We start from the raw sequence: 18,389 nt of genomic DNA, 5'->3' as shown, positions 1-18,389 counted from the left end.
AGATCCCGAACCAAAGGGGAAGCGACATGGATCGCCTGAACCAAGCCCTGTCGCGCGTGGCTGACGCGCTTTTCTATGTCGCTCTGCTGGCGGGCGGCCTGATGATGCTGCACATCACGGTGGATGTGATCGCCAGAACCGTGTTTCACCACCCGCTGCCGGGCACGGGCGAAATCACCGCCAGCTACTACATGATCGCCGCCGCCTTCCTGCCGCTGGCGCGCGTCACCCTGTGGGACGAACATGTCAGCGCCGACATCTTCGTCTCGGCCATGTCCCCCCGCAGCCGCCGCATCAGCGAGGTCTTCGTCGATCTGCTCTCGATCGCCTACGTGTCGGCCTTCGTCTGGCAGACCTGGCTGTCGGCCCTCTCCAAGACCCGCCGTGCCGAGGTCTGGGAAATCTTCGGGGGCTACCTGCCGATCTGGCCGACCCGCTGGCTGCTGCCGGTGGCCGGCGTGGCGATGGTCCTGGTCCTGATCCTGAAACTGGTCCAGCGCTTCACGCCGAAGACCAACCCGATGGCCGGGGAGGCCGACTGACATGGACAGCCTGATCTTCGGCCTCGTGACCCTCGCCATCCTGCTGACGCTGATCGGGCTGCGCACGCCCATCGGCGTGGCCCTCGGCGTGGTATCCGTCTGTGGCCTGGCCTATGTGCGTAACTGGCCGATTGCCCTGTCGATCCTGCGCGAAACGCCGTTCTCCTTTGCGGCCAGCTGGGATCTGACCGCGATCCCGATGTTCCTGTTGATGGGCGCGATCGCCAACCAGTCCGGCATCTCCAGCGCGCTCTTCAGGGCGGCGCGCCTGTGGTTCTCGGCCTTGCCCGGCGGGCTGGCCGTGGCCGCCAACATGGCCAGCGCCGGGTTCGCCGCCGCCTGCGGCTCCTCGCTTGCTTCGGCGGCGGCCATGGGGCGGCTCGCCATCCCCGAGATGCTGCGCGCGGGCTATGACAAGGGGCTGGCCACCGGCGTCATCGCGTCTGCGGGCACGCTGTCCGCGCTGATCCCGCCGTCCATCCTGCTTGTGCTCTACGGTGTCTTTGCCGAGGTCTCGATCTCGCGCCTGCTGATCGCGGGGGTGATCCCGGGCCTGCTGACCGGGGCCGCCTATGTCGTCATGATCATCCTGCGGTGCAAGATGAACCCCGCCCTGGCGCCCAGGCTGGCTGCCACGGACCTGGCAACGCTGAAACAGGATCGCCTGTCCGCGCTCCGCGAAACCTGGCCCCTGGCGCTGCTGATCCTGGGGATCATCGGCGGGCTGTACGGCGGCATCGTCACCCCGACCGAGGCGGGGGCCGTCGGCGCCGCGCTGGCACTGGCCATCGCTGTCTTGCAGCGGCGCATGACCGCCGGGCGCCTTGTCGAGGCGCTGAAGGAAACGATGTCGGTCACCGCGCAGATCTTTTTCGTCGGGATGGGGGCCGTCATGTATACGCGGCTGCTGTCGCTGACGGGGGTTTCGGCGCTGCTGGTCGATCTGGTCGGGGCCTGGGCGGGCGATCCGCTGCTGGTGGTGATCGCGCTTTCGGTGGTGTTCCTGGTGCTTGGCATGTTCCTCGACCCGCTCGGTATCATGCTGATCACGATGCCGGTGTTCCTGCCGATGATGAAGGCGCTGGACCTGGACCTGATCTGGTTCGGCATCATCGTCGTGAAATATATCGAGATCGGGATGATCACGCCGCCGATGGGCATGAACGTCTTCGTGGTGAAATCCGTCGTGGGCAACCAGGTCCCGATGTGGACGATCTTTCGCGGTGTCGGCTGGTTCCTTCTGTGCGAGGTGGTGGTCATGACCCTGCTGATCGCCTTTCCGGGCATCACGCTGTTCCTGCCGGACCTGATGCAATGAGCGGAACTGTCATCATCGGCACCGGGCAGGCGGGGGTCGAATGCGCCTTTGCCCTGCGGTCGCGGGGCTACGACGGGGCGATCACGCTGGTCGGTGATGACCCTGATCTGCCGTATCAGCGACCGCCCCTGTCAAAGGAGGTGCTCAAATCGCGCGGCGCCTCGGGCTGGATGCCCTTGCGTGGCGCGCCGCTCTACCCGGCGCAGCGGGTCGATCTGCGCCTTGGTGTGCGGGCGGACCGCATCCTGCGATCCGAACGTCGCGTGATCCTGTCGGATGGCGGCGATCTGGGGTTCGAGCACCTGATCCTCGCCACCGGCGCGCGCAATCGGATCCCGGCGATTGCAGGCCTTGCGACGCTCGGTGCGCAGGGCCTGCGCAATGCCGCGGATGCCCGCGCGCTTGTCACCGCGCTTGAGGGGGCGACGCAGGTCGCCATCCTCGGGGCGGGGTTCATCGGCTTGGAAACCGCCGCGGCGCTGTTTGACAGCCGCTGCACCGTCACCGTGTTCGAATCCGGTTCGCGGGTGATGGGCCGCGCGGTCTCGCCCGAGGTGTCGGATTGGTTCCTGCGGTTTCACCGGCACCGGGGCACGCGGATCACGCTCGGGGCAACCATCGCCGCCGCCGAACCCGGTATGCTGACCCTCGGCAACGGCGACAGGTGCGGCTTTGACGTGCTGCTGATCGCGGCGGGGGTACAGCCCGACGTCGGCCTTGCGGCGCAGGCCGGGCTGTCCGTATCGAATGGCATCGAAACGGACGCGCTGCATCGCACGTCGGATCCGCGTATCTTTTCGATCGGGGATTGCGCGCTTGCGCCGCATCCCTTTCATGCAGGCCCGGTCCGTCTGGAATCCGTCGCCAACGCGGCAGAGCAGGGCCGACGCGTCGCCGCCGTTCTGGCGGGGCAGGCGGTGCCGGGCCAAACCGTGCCCTGGTTCTGGTCCACCCAGGGCAGCGCGCGCCTTCAGATCGCGGGATTGGGCGCGCCCGGTGACGACACACACTTGGCGGGGGACCTGTCCGATATCAGCGACGACGCCAGCCTCGTGGCGCGGCGATACCGCAATGGGCAATGCGTGGCCGTCGAAACCGTCAACGCTGCCCCTATCCACATGGAGGCGCGCAGGACGCTGCTGCCGGCCACGTCTGGCCCCCGCTCAAGAACACCGACGCCCGATGCCTGAGAGGGCTGCGCCCTGCGCGCCCGACGGCTTTAATCCCCGACAGCGCAATCGCCCGTGATCCGCCACGGGCAAGACGTCAGGCTCCCCGTCGGCTGGGCGGCATCCCAGTGCAGGGCAGGGCAGCACCATCGTCTGAACCGATGATCCACAGGCCGCAAGATGCGCTGCGGGCATCTCGCCCGATATGCAGGCGGGCACCTCGTCGAACCTTGGGGCGCGCGCTCCGTTCTGCGGCCACGATGGCGCATTGCCAAAGGGCCAGCCTTCACCGTCCAAAGACCGCCCAGACACCGCCCAGATACCGTTCAAATACCGACGTTCCGTTTCGGGGGGATCGCCCTGCGCTTTCCGCGTGCCAACGGGGGTGCGGGCCAAGGCTTCGCGCCCCGACCGGGGCCAAGGCGGGGACGATCCCGACCACCGCACACGCGGCCAACCCCGCGCCGCATCCCGGCCAAAGCAGGGCGCTGCGTGACCCCGCGCCAACGGGCGGCATATCGGATTTTAGGCAATGAACACGACACCGAATGCGCGAGTGTTAAGGGCGAGGCAATTCTTTTGGCGCATGTTTCCCGGCGAAACTGGTTTTTCGTGAAGGGAACTTACGATGAAAGCAATGATCGCAGGGCTGGCGCTGACCGTACTGGCGGCACCTGTCATGGCCAACGACTACGAACCGTCCATGCGGGACTACCTCGAGAGTGAAATTCTGCTCTGGGCGTTCGATCCGACGTTGATCGAGGCCGTTCGTGCGCAAAACGCTCGCCTCGGTCATCTCAGCCAGGACAGGATCAACCAGATGGATCTGGATTGGCGGGCCCAGGTCGGCACGTCGCATCATCCCCTGGTCGATGAGGTCCTGATGTCGCCCGCGGCCGACTTCCTGTCGCAGCAGGTCGAGGAGTCCGCCGGCGTCATCTCCGAGGTTTTCATCATGGATTCCAATGGCATGAATGTCGCTGCCAGTTCCGCGACCTCCGATTACTGGCAGGGTGACGAGGCCAAGTTCATCGAGACATATGACGTCGGGACCGGGGCGGTGCATGTCGGCGACGTCGAATTCGATGAATCGGTGCAGGCCTACCTGGGCCAGATTTCGATCAGCCTGACGGACCCCGATACGCAAGAGGTCATCGGGGCGATCACGGTCGGGCTGAACGCGGAAATGCTGTACTGACGTCGCCGCTTTCTGCGGGGCGGTGCATATCGCCGCCCCGCGCCCCGCGGCGGGCGCCCCACGGCGCCACGCAGGCCCATGTCGGACCTGCCCGCGAAAGCCGGGACCCGGGCCATGTGCTCGTACGTAGCCGGGCGATGTAGAGGATGACACCATGACCACGCCTGACACCGAAATTCGTGCCATCCCGGTTTTCAAGAGCACCTTGTTCCGGGCAACGCTGATCGTGGCCTTGTGTATCCTGATGGTGGTCACCGCATCAGAGTTGATTGCCCTGCGCAAGGAACGGAACCTGATCGAAACCTGGATCGGCATTCGTGCGGCAGAGGCAACATCGGGCGTCGGCGCTCAGGTGTCAGGTGCGCTCAAGTTTTCGCGCCCCGAAGCGGTCGAAGATGTCGTCTCGGGCTTTGCCCGCGGCATCCCCGATGATCTGGTGGGCGTGTCCGCGATCCAGCCGGACGGCACCGTCCTGTATGACATGAAACGCCCGGGTTATGATGCCGAGACTGCGAAAAGGCTGGCCGAGCGCGCGATCAGCACGGAACAGCCGCAGATAGACACGGACCTGCGGATCTGGGCCTATCCATCGCGGTTCGGCAAGGATGCCGTGGTTGTCGGGGCGTTTGTCACTCAGTGGTCATCAGAAAAACGCATCGCTGCCGCCATGGCCGAACACATCTACGCGACAGCCATTGCAGGGCTGCTGTTCGTTCTGTCGCTGCTGCTGTGCGCGACCTTGTTCTACCGCTACATCTCACGGCCCCTGGGCAGGGTGGCGGCGCAGATGGGCCTGGTCGGGCGGGGTCACTACGATATCGCGATCGAGTGTACGGGGCGTGCCGATGAAATTGGCGGCATTGCCAAGCGGCTTGATGATTTTCGGGTCGGCTTGCAGGCGGCCCGCGCGACGCAGCGCGAAAATGCGTTCAAGAGCGCGGCAATCGACAGTACGGGCGCGGCGATGATGCTGTTGGACGCAGACATGAAGATCGTGTTCTGCAATCCCGCCTGCGACCTGCTGCTTGACGGGGCAGGCCCGGCGATACGCGCTGTCTGGCCCGATTTCTCGGCGGGCAAGCTGGAAGGACAGGGCGCGGCGCAATTGCCTGAGCTGGCCAGCTTTGTCGACCTGGTTCGCGCGCCTCACGCCGACCTGCCCAAGAACACCGAGGTAAAGTGGGGCGAGGCGAGCATTCGTGTCGCCGCAGATTCCGTCCGGGATCTGGGCGGGGACGTCATCGGTTTCGTGATGGAACTGGAAGATATCTCTCAGGAAAAGCTCAATCAGGCGGTTCTCTCTGCCATTGACACCCACCAGGTTCGAATTGATTTCGACAATCATCAGAACGTTGTCGGCTGCAACCCGCGCATTTGTGAACTGGCCGGGATGAGCGAGGAAGAGTTCTGCCGGCGCAACACGCCATCAACCTTGTCGCGCGGTGACGAGGCGACGATGGATCTGGCGCAATCCATCGCCACCCTGCGGGAAGGAAAACCCGTCAGCGGAAAGTTTCGCCTGCCCGGCGCCGGCAATGCCGACTTGTTTCTCGAAGGCAGTCTCAGCCCAATTCTCAGCCGGGACGGGGAAATGCAGCGCGTGGTCTTTATCGGCTCCGACATCACCGAGGCACATAAGGCCATGAGGGCCGCCGAGGAAGATCGTCTTGAAACCTCCCGCCAGCAGCAACTGGTGGTGGATACGCTGAAAGTCGGCTTGCGGCAGATGGCACAGGGGGATCTGACCTGCCAGATCCACCAGGAATTTCGTGCCGAATACGAACAATTGCGCAGCAATTTCAACCAGGCGGTGGAATCGCTGCACGATGCGATGTGCGCGGTTATTCAAAACGCAGAGTCGATCCGGGGCGAAACCGGGGAAATCAGCAACGCGGCAGATGATCTCGCCAAACGCACGGAAAAGCAGGCCGCGACGCTGGAGGAAACGGCGGCTGCACTCGATCAGCTTACGGCCTCGGTGAAATCTGCCGCCATCGGCGCGGACGAGGCCAGCAAGCTGGCGGGCGGCGCGCAGGCCAAGGCGGAAATGGGGGGCCAGGTCGCGCGCGATGCGATCACCGCGATGGATGCGATCAAGGTTTCGTCACAGGAAATTTCCAAGATCACCGGGGTGATTGATGACATCGCCTTTCAGACCAACCTGCTGGCGCTCAATGCCGGGGTCGAGGCCGCGCGGGCTGGCGATGCCGGGCGCGGGTTCGCGGTCGTGGCGACCGAAGTTCGCGCCCTTGCCCAGCGGTCGTCCGATGCGGCACGAGAGATCAATCAACTGATCTCGGCCAGCGGCAATCACGTGAAATCCGGGGTCGATCTGGTCGACAAGACGGGCGAGGCGCTGGGTGATATCGTGACATCGGTTGCCGATATTTCCACCCGGGTGGCGACAATTGCCAGTTCGGCACGCGAACAATCCCTTGGGCTGAACGAAATCAACAACGCAATGAACGACCTAGACCAGGTCACGCAGCAGAATTCTGCGATGTTCGAAGAGACGACGGCGGCCAGCCATGCCCTGACCAGCGAGGCAAACTCGCTCGTCGAAGCGGCCGAGAAGTTCAAGGTAAAGGTGACAGGCAAGAGCAAGACCGGCGGCCGCACGAACGTGCAAAAACCAAAGTCGCGCCGCGCTGCCGTTGCGGGGCAACCCTCAGCGCGTGCCGCCGCTGGCGTCCCGGAAAGCTGGGAGGAGTTCTAGGAAACTCCCGCCGCGCACCCCGAGCGGATAGGCTGTCGCAAGGCGCTGGCGGGGCACCCGACCGCATCGGTCCCCACCGGAGGCGCAATCTTGCAATCAGGGGCGCGCCCGGGGCAAAGAGATTGCGATGCCGCGTTGCTGAGCCCGCCCAGCCAAAATTCGGGCCCAAGGGACGGGTCCAACAGGTCTCTGCGTCCCGGCTCAGTCCCGCTTGCCGCTGAAACGGCCTTGCCAATCTTCGCGTTCTTCGTCGCTGATCTTGCGAAACAGATTTTCGGGGACGTCAAAGCCGGTGCCGGGGGCAAGACTGGCAAGGGCCGCTGCCACGTCATCCGGCCAGGGCATTTCGTCCAGTTTCATCGCCTCTTTCAGCGTTGCTGCCGCATCGGGGATGAACGGCGCCGACAGAATGGCGTACAGCCGGATCAGGTTCAACGACAGGCGCACGATGGCCGCCGCACGCTCTGGGTCTTCCTTGAACACGGTCCAGGGGGCTGCCGATTGCAGGTATTCGTTGCCTGCGGCCCAAATCGCGCGCAACTCCTGCGCTGATTTGCGCACCTCCATCTCGTCCATCATGTCTTGATAGCGGGCGATCCGGGCCGTCAGGTCCGCGATCAGCGCATCTTCCTGTGCACCGAAACTGCCGCCTTCGGGCACAACTTCGCCAAATTTCGACCGGCAGAACTTGGTGACGCGGCTGACGAAGTTGCCCAGCACATCGGCCAGATCCTTGTTGACCGAGGCCTGAAAGTTCTCCCAGGTAAATTCGGCATCCGAACTTTCGGGCGCATGGCTCAGCAGCCACCAGCGCCAGTAATCCGGCGGCAGCACCTCAAGCGCCTGGTCCATGAACACGCCCCGCCCGCGGGACGTCGAGAACTGGCCACCCTCATAGTTCAGATAGTTGAACGATTTGATGTAATCGACCAGTTTCCAGGGTTCGCCCGACCCAAGGATGGTGGCAGGGAACGACAGGGTGTGAAAGGGCACGTTGTCCTTGCCCATGAACTGCGTATAGGTCACGTCGTCCGCGCCGGCATCCGTGCGCCACCAGCGCTGCCAGTCGGTGCCCTTGCCCGCATCGACCCATTCCTGGGCGCAGGCAATGTATTCGATGGGGGCGTCGAACCAGACGTAGAAGACCTTGCCTTCCATCCCGGGCCAGTCCTGCGTGCCCCTCTTGACCGGCACGCCCCAATCCAGGTCGCGTGTGATCCCGCGGTCCTGCAAACCGTCACCATCGTTCAGCCATTTCTTGGCGATCGAGGTCGTGAGCACGGGCCAGTCGGTCTTGGAGTCGATCCAGGCCTGCAATTCATCACGCATTTCGGACTGACGCAGATACAGGTGCTTTGTCTCGCGCATTTCCAGGTTCGTCGCGCCGGAGATGGTGGAGTGCGGGTTGATCAGGTCGACGGGGTCCAGCTGTTTTGTGCAATTGTCGCACTGGTCGCCGCGCGCGCTGTCGAAACCGCAGTTCGGGCAGGTACCCTCGATATAGCGATCGGGCAGGTAACGGCCGTCATCGGGCGAATACATCTGGGTTTCCGACACCTCGCGGATCAACCCGCGGTCGGCCAGAACCCCCGCAAAATGCTGGGTCAGTTGACGGTTATGCACCGAGGAAGAGCGGCCGAAATGATCGAAGCTCAGACGGAACCCCTGCGCGATACGCGCCTGCACATCATGCATTTCGGCGCAGTATTCCGCGACAGGCTTGCCCGCCTTGGTCGCGGCCAGCTCAGCCGGGGTGCCGTGTTCATCGGTGGCGCAGAGAAACAGCACCTCGTTGCCCCGCCCACGCTGATAGCGCGCATACAGATCCGCCGGCAATTGCGAGCCGACCAGATTGCCGAGGTGTTTGATCCCGTTGATATAGGGAATGGCCGAGGTGATGAGGTGCCGTGCCATGAAATGCCCTTCAGATGCGTCTTGGCCCCCAATAACGCCCCCTCGCCACAAGCGCCAGAGGCGGAAGGGGCCTGACCGCAGGATCACCCGGACCTTTTATGCGAAAAATGCGCTTTATCATGCCATTTGCGCCGCGCAGTGATGTCTCTTCTACGCGGGCCCACGCGCACCGCCGGCGTCGCCGGGCCTGCTCAGCGGCGTTCACGCAAACCTCTCAGCAGTCGCCCGATCACGAAAGAGGTGCGCGGCGCATAGATGTAGTGGGTGCGCGATCCCGCCGCCGGGGCCGGGCGTACGCGCATCCGGGCCAGACCAAAGGTCAGCAGAACACCATGCCCCAAGGCGATCATGGCAAAGATGGCCCGCGGCCCGAACGCGACGATCAGTTGCGATGCAAGATAAGGCGCGGCGATTGCCCCGACGGCATAAAAGAACAGCAATGCAGCCGAAAGTTCGGCCCGCTGGTCGCTGCGGGCAAAATCGTGGGCGTGGGCCGAGGCGACGGAATAGACCGGAAAGGTCACCATGCCAAAGACAAAGGCGTTCACCAGCGTCGAAACGGGCCCTGTCGAAAACAACGCCGACGAAAAGCAACTGATCAGCGTCAGGGTGGAAATGCCCACCAAAACCCAGCGTCGGTCGTATTTGTCGGCAAGCCAGCCGGTCGGATATTGCGTCAATGCGCCACCCAATATGAACAGCGCCAGGAACCAGGCGAGCTGTTCTGGCACCAGCCCTACCTCCTGCCCGTAGATCGGGCCGATCATGCGAAAGGTCGCGCCGGACAGGGCCGACACGATCACGGCCACCACCGCCAGGGGCGAACATTCGATCGCCAGCGCGGGGCGCAGGCGCGGCGCCTGCGGCATTTCGGGGGCCGTTGCGCGCGACAGCGCCAGCGGCAGCAGGGCCGCGCAACACAACATCGCCAGCAGGTTGTAAGAGATATAGCTCGCCGGGCTCAGCACGCCGATCAGCAGCTGCGCCACCAGCGATGCCCCCATGTCGGCAACGCGGTAGAGTCCGGTGACGCGTCCGCGGTCGGCATTTTCGATCCGCGCCATCAGCCACCCTTCGATCACGGTATAGCACCCCGCGACACATAGACCCGAGGCAATGCGCATACCGGCCCAAGCGTAGGGGTTCACAACCATCATGTGGCCCATCAGCCCGATGGCCCCAAGCGCGGTAAAGGCGGCAAAGGCCCGGGCGTGTCCCACCCGGCCCATCAGGCGCGGCGCCCCCCAGCAGCCGATGAAGAAGCCGACGAAATGCGCCGAACCCAACATGCCGATCTCGCCCTTGCTGAACCCCAGGGCAAAGCCCGACAGCGCATCCAGCGGGCCGACGCCGCCAGAGGACAGTTGCAGAAGGATGACCGAGAGAAAGAGCGCCGACAGGCTTAGGATTAGTCGCATGATGCTGTCTTCGGCCCCGTGGCGCGATCAGGCCATCCGATATGCGACATTCGATGCCGTTTAACACCAGTCGATGCATTTTGTCGCGCTTTGCTCGGCATGGCAGGCGCCGCGTGATCGGTGGTCCGAGGCTCGGGGCGGGCCTCGACGGCCTGTGCCCGAGGGGCGGCGTGGGTAAGAATGGGCAAACGCCGGGCTGGCCGCTACGCTGCATCGGGTTCCCTGCACGGGCCTAATCGCGGCGTCGCGGTTTTCTGGCCCCGAGCTGTGGTGATGCGTTCCTATTTTGTTTTCAATCTGCCGGATTTTTGTACAGGATCAACGGACGAAAAAGCACGCATTCCCAGTTGATCCAGCCAACAGGTTGCAGGCGCAACGTGTGGGCGCGATCACAGGAAGGAAAATCGTAACTTTCCGCGATTATTGCACTTGAGGGGCGAAGGATGAGTAGCACATGCGCATGAATCAGCTTGGACGAACGGGGATCGAGGTTTCCCAGTACTGCCTCGGGTCCATGACCTGGGGGAACCAGACCCGCAGCGCCGAAGCGCATAAGCAGATCGATGCCGCGCTGGCGAACGGGTTGAACTTTGTCGACACCGCCGAAATGTATCCGGTCAACCCGGTGAAGGAAGAGACGATCGGCCGAACCGAACGCATCATCGGCCTCTGGATGGAGAAATCGCGCGGGCACCGCAGCGAAATCGTGCTGGCCACCAAGCATTCAGGGGCGGGCATGGAACATACCCGGGAAGGTGCGCCGATTTCGGCCGCCACGATCCCTGCCACGATCGAGGGGTCGTTGCGACGCCTCAAGACAGACTACATCGACCTATACCAGTTTCATTGGCCCAACCGCGGGTCCTACCACTTTCGGCAGAACTGGCAGTATGATCCGACGGGGCAAAACCCCCGCGCGGTTCTGGACAACATGGGCGAATGTCTTCTGGCGCTTGAGAAGGAGCGCAAGCGCGGCACCATCCGCGCCTTTGGCCTGTCGAATGAAACCGCATGGGGCATGGCCCAATGGTTGCGGATTGCCGAAGGCTCGGGATGGTTGCGTGCCGCCACCATCCAGAACGAATATTCGCTGCTGTGCCGTCAGTTCGATACCGACCTGGCAGAGCTCTGCGCGAACGAAGATGTCGGCCTTCTGGCCTTTTCGCCCTTGGCGGCAGGCCTTTTGACGGGCAAGTACCAGGGGCGCGCCAAACCTAAGGGCTCGCGCATCACCCTGTCGCCGGAGCTTGGTGGTCGCAAGACACCACGGGTATTTCCTGCCATCGACGATTACATCGACGTGGCCTTCAAACACGATCTGGACGTGGTGCATATGTGTCTGGCTTGGGTGGCACAACGCCCGTTTACCGCATCCGTGATCTTTGGCGCGACGACGCTTGACCAGATGGAACATGTGATCGCCGGGCTGGATCTGACCCTGTCGGATGAGGTGTTGGCGGACCTCGACATCGTTCACAAGGCGCACCCGATGCCGTTCTGACAGGCAGAGGGCGATATGACGGAACACGGTGCCCTGCGGCGGGATCTGTCGTTCCCTCAGGGGGGGCGAAGCCTGAGCATGGACGCAGGGTTTCACGCCTTTCCCGCTTGGTCGGGCAAGTCCGGTCGCCTGGCAGAACCAAACCGCAGTTGCGAGGGCGGGGCGGCCTTTACACGACCGCCTCTCTCAGGTCGCGCAGGAATTGCGGCAGCGCGCGCGCGGTGATCGAGGCTTCGCGCACAAGTTGGTCAAAGTTCTGCGTCAGCGCCTGCACCCGCTCGGTATCGCGAAACGCGATGTAGTTCTGTCCGGTGTACAGCACGCCCAACAGCGGGCCAAAGACCGTCATGGGGGCGGAAAACAACCGGCGCGCGTCAAACATGTAAAGCCGCAGCCGTGGATACAACGCCTCGTTCAGGGCGATGAACCGGTCGATCTGTTCTATCCGCAGCGCCATCGGCAGATCGGCGTAATATCCCGTGGCGGTGGCAAAGGCGATCATCTCGTGGCGCGGCACTGCGATCTCGTAATCCGAATAGGCGCCGCGCATCCATTGCAGACGATCTTCGGACGCATTGATGGCCTGTTGCGTCGTGCGTCCCAGGTGCGGCGTGTATTCCCATTCCAGCAGGGCATGTGTCTTCATCATGTCGGGCAGGCCTGCCGGCACATGCCTGATCTTGTAACCTGCCGCCTCACGGTGCCAGGCAAAGATCTGTTCATCCACCAGCGCCCTTGGTGCCGCCGTCAGCGCCGCCGACGTTGCCAGCAGGTCGGCGGCTGTTTCCGGACGCTCCGACAAGGCCAGCAACCAATCCGCCGATACGCCCAACGTGGCGGCGCATTCTCCCACCACCTGCGCATTTGGCAGGCGCGGACCATCGCCGCCCAGCAATTGTGAAACTGTGGATCGATCGACTCCGATCTGGCGGGCCAGGGCGCTTTGGCTGACACCACGGCGTTGCATCGCATCGCGCAGTCGATCACGGAACAGCAGGGCACGCTGACGCTTGTCGATAATATCTCTCATGTGGTGAATTATATCACCATAAGACGGATTTGTTAACAGTATCCTGAATTTTCTCCCCGACTGCCGTGCGATACCCCTGTCCGGGTCAAGCAGAGGGGTCTCATCATGGAAACGGCGGCACGCAGTCTGGTCAAGGCGATCCTCTGGACCTGTCTCGGCACGGTGATGATGGCGCTCGTCGGTTACCTCTTTACCGGGTCGCTGCGCCTCGGGGGCGGCATGGCGCTGGTCAATTCAGGCCTCGGGCTGGTGTCCTACATCCTGTACGAACGGCTCTGGGACAGGATCCGCTGGGGCCGCCTGCATGGCTGATCCGCGCAGGTTCTGGCCACGTCGCGTGGAATGGCCCACGCTGCTGCTGCTGGTTCTGTGCTATCTGTGTTGGGGGCTGGCGACCACATGGCTGGCGGGTGTTTCGCAGGTGCTGGCGATTGCCGTCGTGGCCCTGACGGCCTGCCTGCATTCCTCGCTCAGCCACGAAGTGATCCATGGCCACCCGTTTCGGCGCCAGTGGCTGAATGCGGCGCTGGTCTTTCCGGCGCTATCGCTGATCGTGCCGTACCTGCGCTTTGCCGCCACACACCGCGCCCACCACCGGGACGAGGTGATCACCGATCCCTATGACGACCCCGAGAGCAATTATTGGGATCCGGCCATCTGGGCAAGGCTACCCCATTGGGCGCGGCGGGTGCTGGAGGTCAACAACACCCTGTTGGGCCGGATCGCCATCGGCCCGGTGATCGGCACCATCGGCTTTGTCCGCCTGGAATGGATCGCCCTGCGCGCCGGGGATCGCGCCGTGGCGCGGGGGTGGGCCTGGCATCTGCCTGCGCTGGGGCTGGTGATCGCCTGGCAGGTGACGCTCGCGGACATCACGTTGGGGGCGTTGCTGTTCGGCAGTTACCTGGGGCACTCCCTGCTCAAGATCCGGACCTATCTGGAACATCGCGCGCACATGCGGGCCCGCGCTCGAACGGTGGTGATCGAAGATCGCGGCCCCCTGGCGCTGCTGTTCCTCAACAACAATTTCCACGTCGTGCATCACATGCACCCGCAGCGGCCCTGGTATGATCTGCCGGGGCTGTATGCGCGACGCCGCGATCACTACCTGCGCCGCAACGATTCCTATGTCTACCGCTCATACGCACGGGTTTTCCTGCGCTATTTTTGCCGCGCGAAAGATCCGGTGCCACATCCCCTCTGGCGTCCGCCGGGGCAATAGCGCATCCCATGCGGCATGAATATCTGGATCGGCTTCACCCTGGCAGCGGTGGTTCTGCAAACCGCTCGTTTCATGTTGCAAAAGCACCTCTCCGGGGCCGGTCTCAGCCCGGCGGGGGCGACATTCGCACGCTTTCTCTGGGCGGCACCGGTGGTTTGGGCCGCGTTGCTGATCAGCGGGCTGGACTGGCCCGACCTCACGCTGCGGTTCTGGGGCCTCGCCATCCTGGGCGGTGTCACCCAGATCCTGGCGACGGTCTGCGTCGTGGCGTTGTTCCGCAGCCGCAACTTTGCCGTCGGCATCACCCTGAAAAAGACCGAAGTGCTGCTGACTGCCTTTATCGGCTTTCTGATCCTGGGCGAAACCGTATCGCTTGCCGCACTTCTGGCGATCTGCGTCGGCCTGTTCGGCGTGCTGGCACTGACCGACACGCCCGTGCCCGGCGGGCGCGGCCTGTCACGGTTCGCCAATCGGGCGGCCGGGCTGGGGCTGACCTCGGGCCTGTTCTTCGCGCTGTCGGGCGTCACCTACCGGGGTGCCTCGCTCGAGGTGCCGGGCGGACCCGAGGTGCGCGCCCTGATCACGCTGGTCGCGGTCGTCACCTCGCAACTGCTGTTGATGGGGGCGTGGCTGGCCTGGCGTGAAAAGGGCGAAATCACGCGCGTCATCACCGGCTGGCGGGTCACGTCGCTGGTTGGGCTGACATCGGTCGCGGGCAGCTTTTGCTGGTTCAGCGCCTTCACCCTGCAAAACGCGGCCTACGTCTATGCCGTCGGACAATCCGAAGTCGTGCTCAGCCTGCTGGCGTCGGTGCTGTTTTTCCGCGAAACGCTCAGCCGCCGCGAGGGGCTTGGGATCGCGCTGATCAGCATCAGCGTGCTGGCGCTGATCGTCCTGACCTAGTCGCGGGTATCGGTGATCCCGGTCAGCCGGCTCAGCCCTTTCAGGCGCCGGAACATCTGCGCTTCGGCGCCTTGCGCGAAATAGGGGACGCTGGCAGGCGGGCCGGGATCGGTGACCCGTTGGGCGACCTCGGCCAGGACCACTTCGGTGATGAAGGGCAGGTCGAACCTGCGCACCTCGGCCAGCGGTATCCACTGCAATTGCGACAGCTCGTCAGATGCGGCGGAAAAATCGTCGGGATCCCCGGCGATGGCGGCATTGGCGTCCACGATGAAGAACCGCGCGTCGAAACGGCGCGGCCGCCCCGGCGGCGTCACGGCGCGAAAGATGAATTGAAGGCCCGAGGCATCGGGCAGATGGCCGGTCGCGGCAAAGCCCGCCCAGTCTGCGGGCGGCGACAGCCAGGGGCCGGGACGGCCCAGCACCAGCCCGGTTTCCTCCCACATCTCGCGGATGGCGGCGGCGGCCAGCGCGGGCACCAGGCCTGACGTGCAATCCTCGCCCAGGCGCGTGGCGCAAGGCTCGGGCAGGGGGGCGGCCAGGGGCACCTTCGCATCGTCGGGGTCCACCGCACCGCCGGGAAAGACGAACTTGTTCGGCATGAAGACTGCTTTTGCGCCACGCTGGCCCATCAGGACCCTGGGGTTCGTGTCGCGGTCCCGCAGGGCGATCACGGTGGCTGCATCGCGGATCGGAATCTCGGTCATCTCTCTCTCCCTGACATCGCGCGGCGGTGGCTGCGAACAGGCCCGCCCCGCGGTGATGGGGGAACAGGCGCTCAGCGCGCCGCCTCTTCAAAGCCATGCATGTGCCGCGCCCACTGAAACGCGACCAGCGCGCCCTTGAGCCTGGGCAGAAGGTAGAGGGAGAGTGCGACCGTGCCAATGGCGAAGGTGGTGAACAGGACCATCGGGTCCGGTTGCCAGGTCGAATAGGCCATCAGCAAACCCGGTGCGGCCAGGTGGCCGACGATCAGGATGGTCAGATAGGCCGGGCCATCATCTGCGCGGTGGTGAAAATAACCCTCGCGGCAGACCGGGCAGTGATCGCGCACCTTCAGGTAGCCGTTCAGCAATGGTCCCGCGCCGCACTTGGGGCATTTCCGGCGCCACCCCCGGCGCAGGGCGGGCCAGACGGCGCGCGCCTCGGGCCGTCGTGCCGCGACCTCGACAGGACGCGGCTTCTGGCGCGTCACAGATGGGTCGGCGGGCGTTTCGTATGTCTGGGCCCAATCGTCCTGCATACCGGCATCCTTTCCACGAATGCTGAAAGGTGGGGCACGGGGCCGGTTTTTCAAAGGTGGCGCATCGTCCTTGCGGCTCCATGTCGCAAATCCCCGGCCACAGGGCAGGTCAGGCAGGGCAGCTCAGGCAGGGCAGGTCAGGGCACGGCGGATCGGGAAGGGTACGGCCGACCGTCAAAAGAAAATCGCCAGACCCGCGACGGAACCGCCGGCGCCCCCCGTATGAGTATGCAGATGACGGGCTGAACGGCCAAACCGGCCCCCCCGGCCATCTGACGAACAGGCACCAGAGGAGATATCCCATGAAACGTGCAGTCATTCTCAGCGGCCTTGCCGCACTTGCGCTGACCTCCCTTTCTGTCGGGGCCATCGCACAGCAATCCGACATGCCACAGGGGCGCGGCGGGCCGCAGGGCGCTCCGCACATGGATTTTGCCACGCTCGACGCCAACGGTGACGGCCAGGTGACCCAGGACGAGCTTGATGCCGCTGCCGCCAAACGCTTTTCCGAAGCGGACAGCGATGGCAACGGCACCGTCAGTGTCGAGGAAATGGTCGCGCGCATGCAGGCCATGGCCGAACAGCGCCGCGAAGATCGCCAGACCCGGATGGCCGAACGCATGATCGCCCGGTTGGACCAGAACGATGACGGCGTGCTCAGCGCGGACGAGATGAAACCCGGCGCCGCTCCGGCCCCGAAAACCATGTTCGAACGCCTCGACAAAAATGGTGACGGCGCGATCTCAGAAGAGGAATTCGCCGCCGCGAAAGATCGTATGGACAAGATGCGCGATCGTCCGGGCAAGTTCGGCCCGCGCATGGGCGGGCGTGACGGGCGCCACATGGGCGACCATGGCGACCGTGACGGCAGTCACCGCAAACCCGTCGAGGACGCCGACAAGGGCTGATCGACGCTGATCCCGCGTTGTGGACCGGCGCCCTGCGTGGTGCCGGCATACAGCGGGTTTCCTGCCAGATCTCGACCGAGGTCCAGCCGGAAATGCCCCGCCGCAATCCGGCCTGCATCCCCAGCGCAGGTTGCGGCGGGGTCACACGACAGGCGGCGCTGACACGCCGTTGCACCCATAGGCGACAACCGGGGCAAATCCTCCCGGGAAAGGCACAGCACATTGCCACGGACAGACCAACGGGATACGCCCCTGAGGCATGAGTGACATGGCTTTCGACGATCCAGACGCCATACCGGATGACGCCCTGCTGGTGCTGTTTTCCAATGGGGATGCCTCTGCGGCGCGCGTGTTGACCGCGCGTCTGGGCCCGCGCGTGCTGGCGCAGGCCTGGCGGATGCTGGGCGACCGTGACGAAGCGCAGGATGTCACGCAAGAGGCCCTGCTGCGCCTGTGGCGCATCGCGCCCGACTGGCGGCAGGGCGAGGCCAAGGTCACAACGTGGCTCTACCGCGTGACGGCCAATCTGTGCACTGACCGGCTGCGGCGGCGGCGGGTCGGTGTGCCCGACATCGAAGACGTCCCCGAGATGGCCGATCCGGTCGCTCCGGTCGACGAACAGATGCAGCAGCGCAGCCGGATGGATGCCCTGCAACAGGCGCTGAACCAATTGCCCGACCGTCAAAGGCAGGCCGTGGTCTTGCGCCACATAGAAGGACTGGGCAATCCTGAGATTGCCGAGATCATGGAGATCAGCACCGAGGCGGTCGAGAGTCTGACGGCCCGTGGCAAACGCGCACTCAGCGATCTGCTCGCAGCGCGGCGTGATGAATTGGGGTATCAAGATGACTGACGACAAGAACGTTGACGGTCTGGCGCATCAACAGGCGGGCCGTCGCCAACAGGCCGAAGCCGAACTCGAGTCGCTGTTTGCACAGGCGCGCGACGTGCCGGCAGAACTGCCAGCGGCACTGACCGCCCGTATCCTCGCGGATGCCGATGCCGTTCTGGCCGTTCAGGCCAACGATCGCCTCAACGCGCGCCACCGGGTACCGGTCGCATCGCCTGCCCCCGGTCTTGCGCGCGGGGGGTTCTGGGCGCAGCTGCTGAAATCTATTGGCGGGGCGCCCGCGCTGGCGGGTCTTGCCGTTGCCACCATGGCCGGGGTCTGGGTTGGCATCGTGCCCCCCGCAGGGCTGCAAAGCGGCCTTCAGACCGTCATGGGCACCACCGGCACCGAAGAAATTTTCGACATCTATTTCGTGGACAGCAGCGATGTCTTCGAATTTGCGCAGACCGAAGGGTAG

The 18,389-nt window shown here is 64.3% G+C and carries 17 protein-coding genes; 12 read left to right on the top strand and 5 right to left on the bottom strand.

Annotated elements, in window-relative coordinates; genetic code table 11:
* Positions 1-26: 26 nt before the first annotated feature.
* The 5 genes from DL237_RS08905 to DL237_RS08885 all read left to right on the top strand — a co-directional run bounded on the left by DL237_RS08905 (position 27) and on the right by DL237_RS08885 (position 6,943).
* Complete coding sequence (locus DL237_RS08905; RefSeq protein WP_119398694.1) at positions 27-542, top strand: TRAP transporter small permease; 516 nt, start codon at positions 27-29, stop codon at positions 540-542.
* 1 nt (position 543) lies between these two features.
* Positions 544-1,860, top strand: coding sequence for a TRAP transporter large permease (locus DL237_RS08900; RefSeq protein ID WP_119398693.1), 1,317 nt, complete (start codon positions 544-546; stop codon positions 1,858-1,860).
* Positions 1,857-3,050 (top strand): NAD(P)/FAD-dependent oxidoreductase, encoded by a 1,194-nt coding sequence (locus DL237_RS08895; protein ID WP_119398692.1) that lies wholly within the window; start codon positions 1,857-1,859, stop codon positions 3,048-3,050. Before DL237_RS08900 ends, DL237_RS08895 begins: the two co-directional genes overlap by 4 nt.
* A 607-nt stretch (positions 3,051-3,657) precedes the next feature.
* Entirely contained in the window at positions 3,658-4,227 is a 570-nt protein-coding gene (locus DL237_RS08890) for a hypothetical protein (RefSeq protein WP_119398691.1), read from the top strand.
* A 154-nt stretch (positions 4,228-4,381) separates the two neighbouring features.
* Complete coding sequence (locus DL237_RS08885; protein ID WP_119398690.1) at positions 4,382-6,943, top strand: methyl-accepting chemotaxis protein; 2,562 nt, start codon at positions 4,382-4,384, stop codon at positions 6,941-6,943.
* Between the two features lie 201 nt (positions 6,944-7,144).
* Here the strand turns inward: DL237_RS08885 and metG are convergent, their stop codons facing one another.
* Together metG and DL237_RS08875 are read right to left on the bottom strand one after the other, a co-directional pair.
* Positions 7,145-8,857 (bottom strand): methionine--tRNA ligase, encoded by a 1,713-nt coding sequence (gene metG / locus DL237_RS08880; protein WP_119398689.1) that lies wholly within the window; start codon positions 8,855-8,857, stop codon positions 7,145-7,147.
* Between the two features lie 191 nt (positions 8,858-9,048).
* Positions 9,049-10,275 (bottom strand): MFS transporter, encoded by a 1,227-nt coding sequence (locus DL237_RS08875; protein WP_119398688.1) that lies wholly within the window; start codon positions 10,273-10,275, stop codon positions 9,049-9,051.
* A 454-nt stretch (positions 10,276-10,729) separates the two neighbouring features.
* Here DL237_RS08875 and DL237_RS08870 point away from each other — a divergent pair, with 454 nt between their 5' ends.
* A complete protein-coding gene (locus DL237_RS08870; protein ID WP_119398687.1) occupies positions 10,730-11,776 on the top strand; it encodes an aldo/keto reductase in 1,047 nt (348 codons plus the stop codon).
* Between the two features lie 169 nt (positions 11,777-11,945).
* Here the strand turns inward: DL237_RS08870 and DL237_RS08865 are convergent, their stop codons facing one another.
* Positions 11,946-12,806, bottom strand: a complete 861-nt coding sequence (locus tag DL237_RS08865; protein WP_119398686.1) for a helix-turn-helix domain-containing protein — start codon at positions 12,804-12,806, stop codon at positions 11,946-11,948.
* Positions 12,807-12,911: 105 nt separating this feature from the next.
* Here DL237_RS08865 and DL237_RS08860 point away from each other — a divergent pair, with 105 nt between their 5' ends.
* From DL237_RS08860 to DL237_RS08850, 3 genes are read left to right on the top strand one after another with little or no spacing between them, the layout of a single operon-like run.
* Positions 12,912-13,118, top strand: a complete 207-nt coding sequence (locus DL237_RS08860) for a DUF2061 domain-containing protein (RefSeq protein ID WP_119398685.1) — start codon at positions 12,912-12,914, stop codon at positions 13,116-13,118.
* A complete protein-coding gene (locus tag DL237_RS08855) occupies positions 13,111-14,028 on the top strand; it encodes a fatty acid desaturase (protein WP_119398684.1) in 918 nt (305 codons plus the stop codon). The genes DL237_RS08860 and DL237_RS08855 overlap by 8 nt, the downstream gene beginning before the upstream one ends.
* 15 nt (positions 14,029-14,043) lie before the next feature.
* The gene (locus DL237_RS08850; RefSeq protein WP_119398683.1) at positions 14,044-14,931 is read left to right on the top strand and encodes a DMT family transporter; all 888 of its coding nucleotides are present in this window, start codon (positions 14,044-14,046) and stop codon (positions 14,929-14,931) included.
* On the opposite strand, the gene DL237_RS08845 is transcribed toward DL237_RS08850, so the two are convergent.
* On the bottom strand, positions 14,928-15,638 hold the full coding sequence (locus DL237_RS08845; protein WP_119398682.1) for an NUDIX hydrolase: 711 nt from the start codon (positions 15,636-15,638) through the stop codon (positions 14,928-14,930). The genes DL237_RS08850 and DL237_RS08845 overlap by 4 nt on opposite strands.
* 71 nt (positions 15,639-15,709) lie before the next feature.
* The gene (locus DL237_RS08840; protein ID WP_119398681.1) at positions 15,710-16,174 is read right to left on the bottom strand and encodes a DUF983 domain-containing protein; all 465 of its coding nucleotides are present in this window, start codon (positions 16,172-16,174) and stop codon (positions 15,710-15,712) included.
* A gap of 302 nt (positions 16,175-16,476) precedes the next feature.
* Between DL237_RS08840 and DL237_RS08835 the strand changes: the two genes are divergently transcribed.
* The 3 genes from DL237_RS08835 to DL237_RS08825 all read left to right on the top strand — a co-directional run bounded on the left by DL237_RS08835 (position 16,477) and on the right by DL237_RS08825 (position 18,389).
* Positions 16,477-17,082, top strand: a complete 606-nt coding sequence (locus DL237_RS08835) for an EF-hand domain-containing protein (protein ID WP_158585608.1) — start codon at positions 16,477-16,479, stop codon at positions 17,080-17,082.
* Positions 17,083-17,341: 259 nt separating this feature from the next.
* Entirely contained in the window at positions 17,342-17,935 is a 594-nt protein-coding gene (locus DL237_RS08830; protein WP_119398679.1) for an RNA polymerase sigma factor, read from the top strand.
* Positions 17,928-18,389, top strand: coding sequence for a hypothetical protein (locus DL237_RS08825; protein ID WP_119398678.1), 462 nt, complete (start codon positions 17,928-17,930; stop codon positions 18,387-18,389). Before DL237_RS08830 ends, DL237_RS08825 begins: the two co-directional genes overlap by 8 nt.

The sequence above is a fragment of the Pseudooceanicola sediminis genome, assembly GCF_003575965.1.
Classification (GTDB): Bacteria; Pseudomonadota; Alphaproteobacteria; order Rhodobacterales; family Rhodobacteraceae; genus Pseudooceanicola; species Pseudooceanicola sediminis.
The sequence above is the reverse complement of the archived record's forward strand: the minus strand, read 5'-3'. Positions and strand labels throughout refer to the sequence as shown.

Coding starts and splice junctions, on each gene's coding strand:
- DL237_RS08905 (WP_119398694.1), top strand. CDS start 27: ATGGATCGCCTGAACCAAGCCCTGTCGCGCGTGGCTGACGCGCTTTTC.
- DL237_RS08900 (WP_119398693.1), top strand. CDS start 544: ATGGACAGCCTGATCTTCGGCCTCGTGACCCTCGCCATCCTGCTGACG.
- DL237_RS08895 (WP_119398692.1), top strand. CDS start 1,857: ATGAGCGGAACTGTCATCATCGGCACCGGGCAGGCGGGGGTCGAATGC.
- DL237_RS08890 (WP_119398691.1), top strand. CDS start 3,658: ATGAAAGCAATGATCGCAGGGCTGGCGCTGACCGTACTGGCGGCACCT.
- DL237_RS08885 (WP_119398690.1), top strand. CDS start 4,382: ATGACCACGCCTGACACCGAAATTCGTGCCATCCCGGTTTTCAAGAGC.
- metG (WP_119398689.1), bottom strand. CDS start 8,857: ATGGCACGGCACCTCATCACCTCGGCCATTCCCTATATCAACGGGATC.
- DL237_RS08875 (WP_119398688.1), bottom strand. CDS start 10,275: ATGCGACTAATCCTAAGCCTGTCGGCGCTCTTTCTCTCGGTCATCCTT.
- DL237_RS08870 (WP_119398687.1), top strand. CDS start 10,730: ATGCGCATGAATCAGCTTGGACGAACGGGGATCGAGGTTTCCCAGTAC.
- DL237_RS08865 (WP_119398686.1), bottom strand. CDS start 12,806: ATGAGAGATATTATCGACAAGCGTCAGCGTGCCCTGCTGTTCCGTGAT.
- DL237_RS08860 (WP_119398685.1), top strand. CDS start 12,912: ATGGAAACGGCGGCACGCAGTCTGGTCAAGGCGATCCTCTGGACCTGT.
- DL237_RS08855 (WP_119398684.1), top strand. CDS start 13,111: ATGGCTGATCCGCGCAGGTTCTGGCCACGTCGCGTGGAATGGCCCACG.
- DL237_RS08850 (WP_119398683.1), top strand. CDS start 14,044: ATGAATATCTGGATCGGCTTCACCCTGGCAGCGGTGGTTCTGCAAACC.
- DL237_RS08845 (WP_119398682.1), bottom strand. CDS start 15,638: ATGACCGAGATTCCGATCCGCGATGCAGCCACCGTGATCGCCCTGCGG.
- DL237_RS08840 (WP_119398681.1), bottom strand. CDS start 16,174: ATGCAGGACGATTGGGCCCAGACATACGAAACGCCCGCCGACCCATCT.
- DL237_RS08835 (WP_158585608.1), top strand. CDS start 16,477: ATGAAACGTGCAGTCATTCTCAGCGGCCTTGCCGCACTTGCGCTGACC.
- DL237_RS08830 (WP_119398679.1), top strand. CDS start 17,342: ATGAGTGACATGGCTTTCGACGATCCAGACGCCATACCGGATGACGCC.
- DL237_RS08825 (WP_119398678.1), top strand. CDS start 17,928: ATGACTGACGACAAGAACGTTGACGGTCTGGCGCATCAACAGGCGGGC.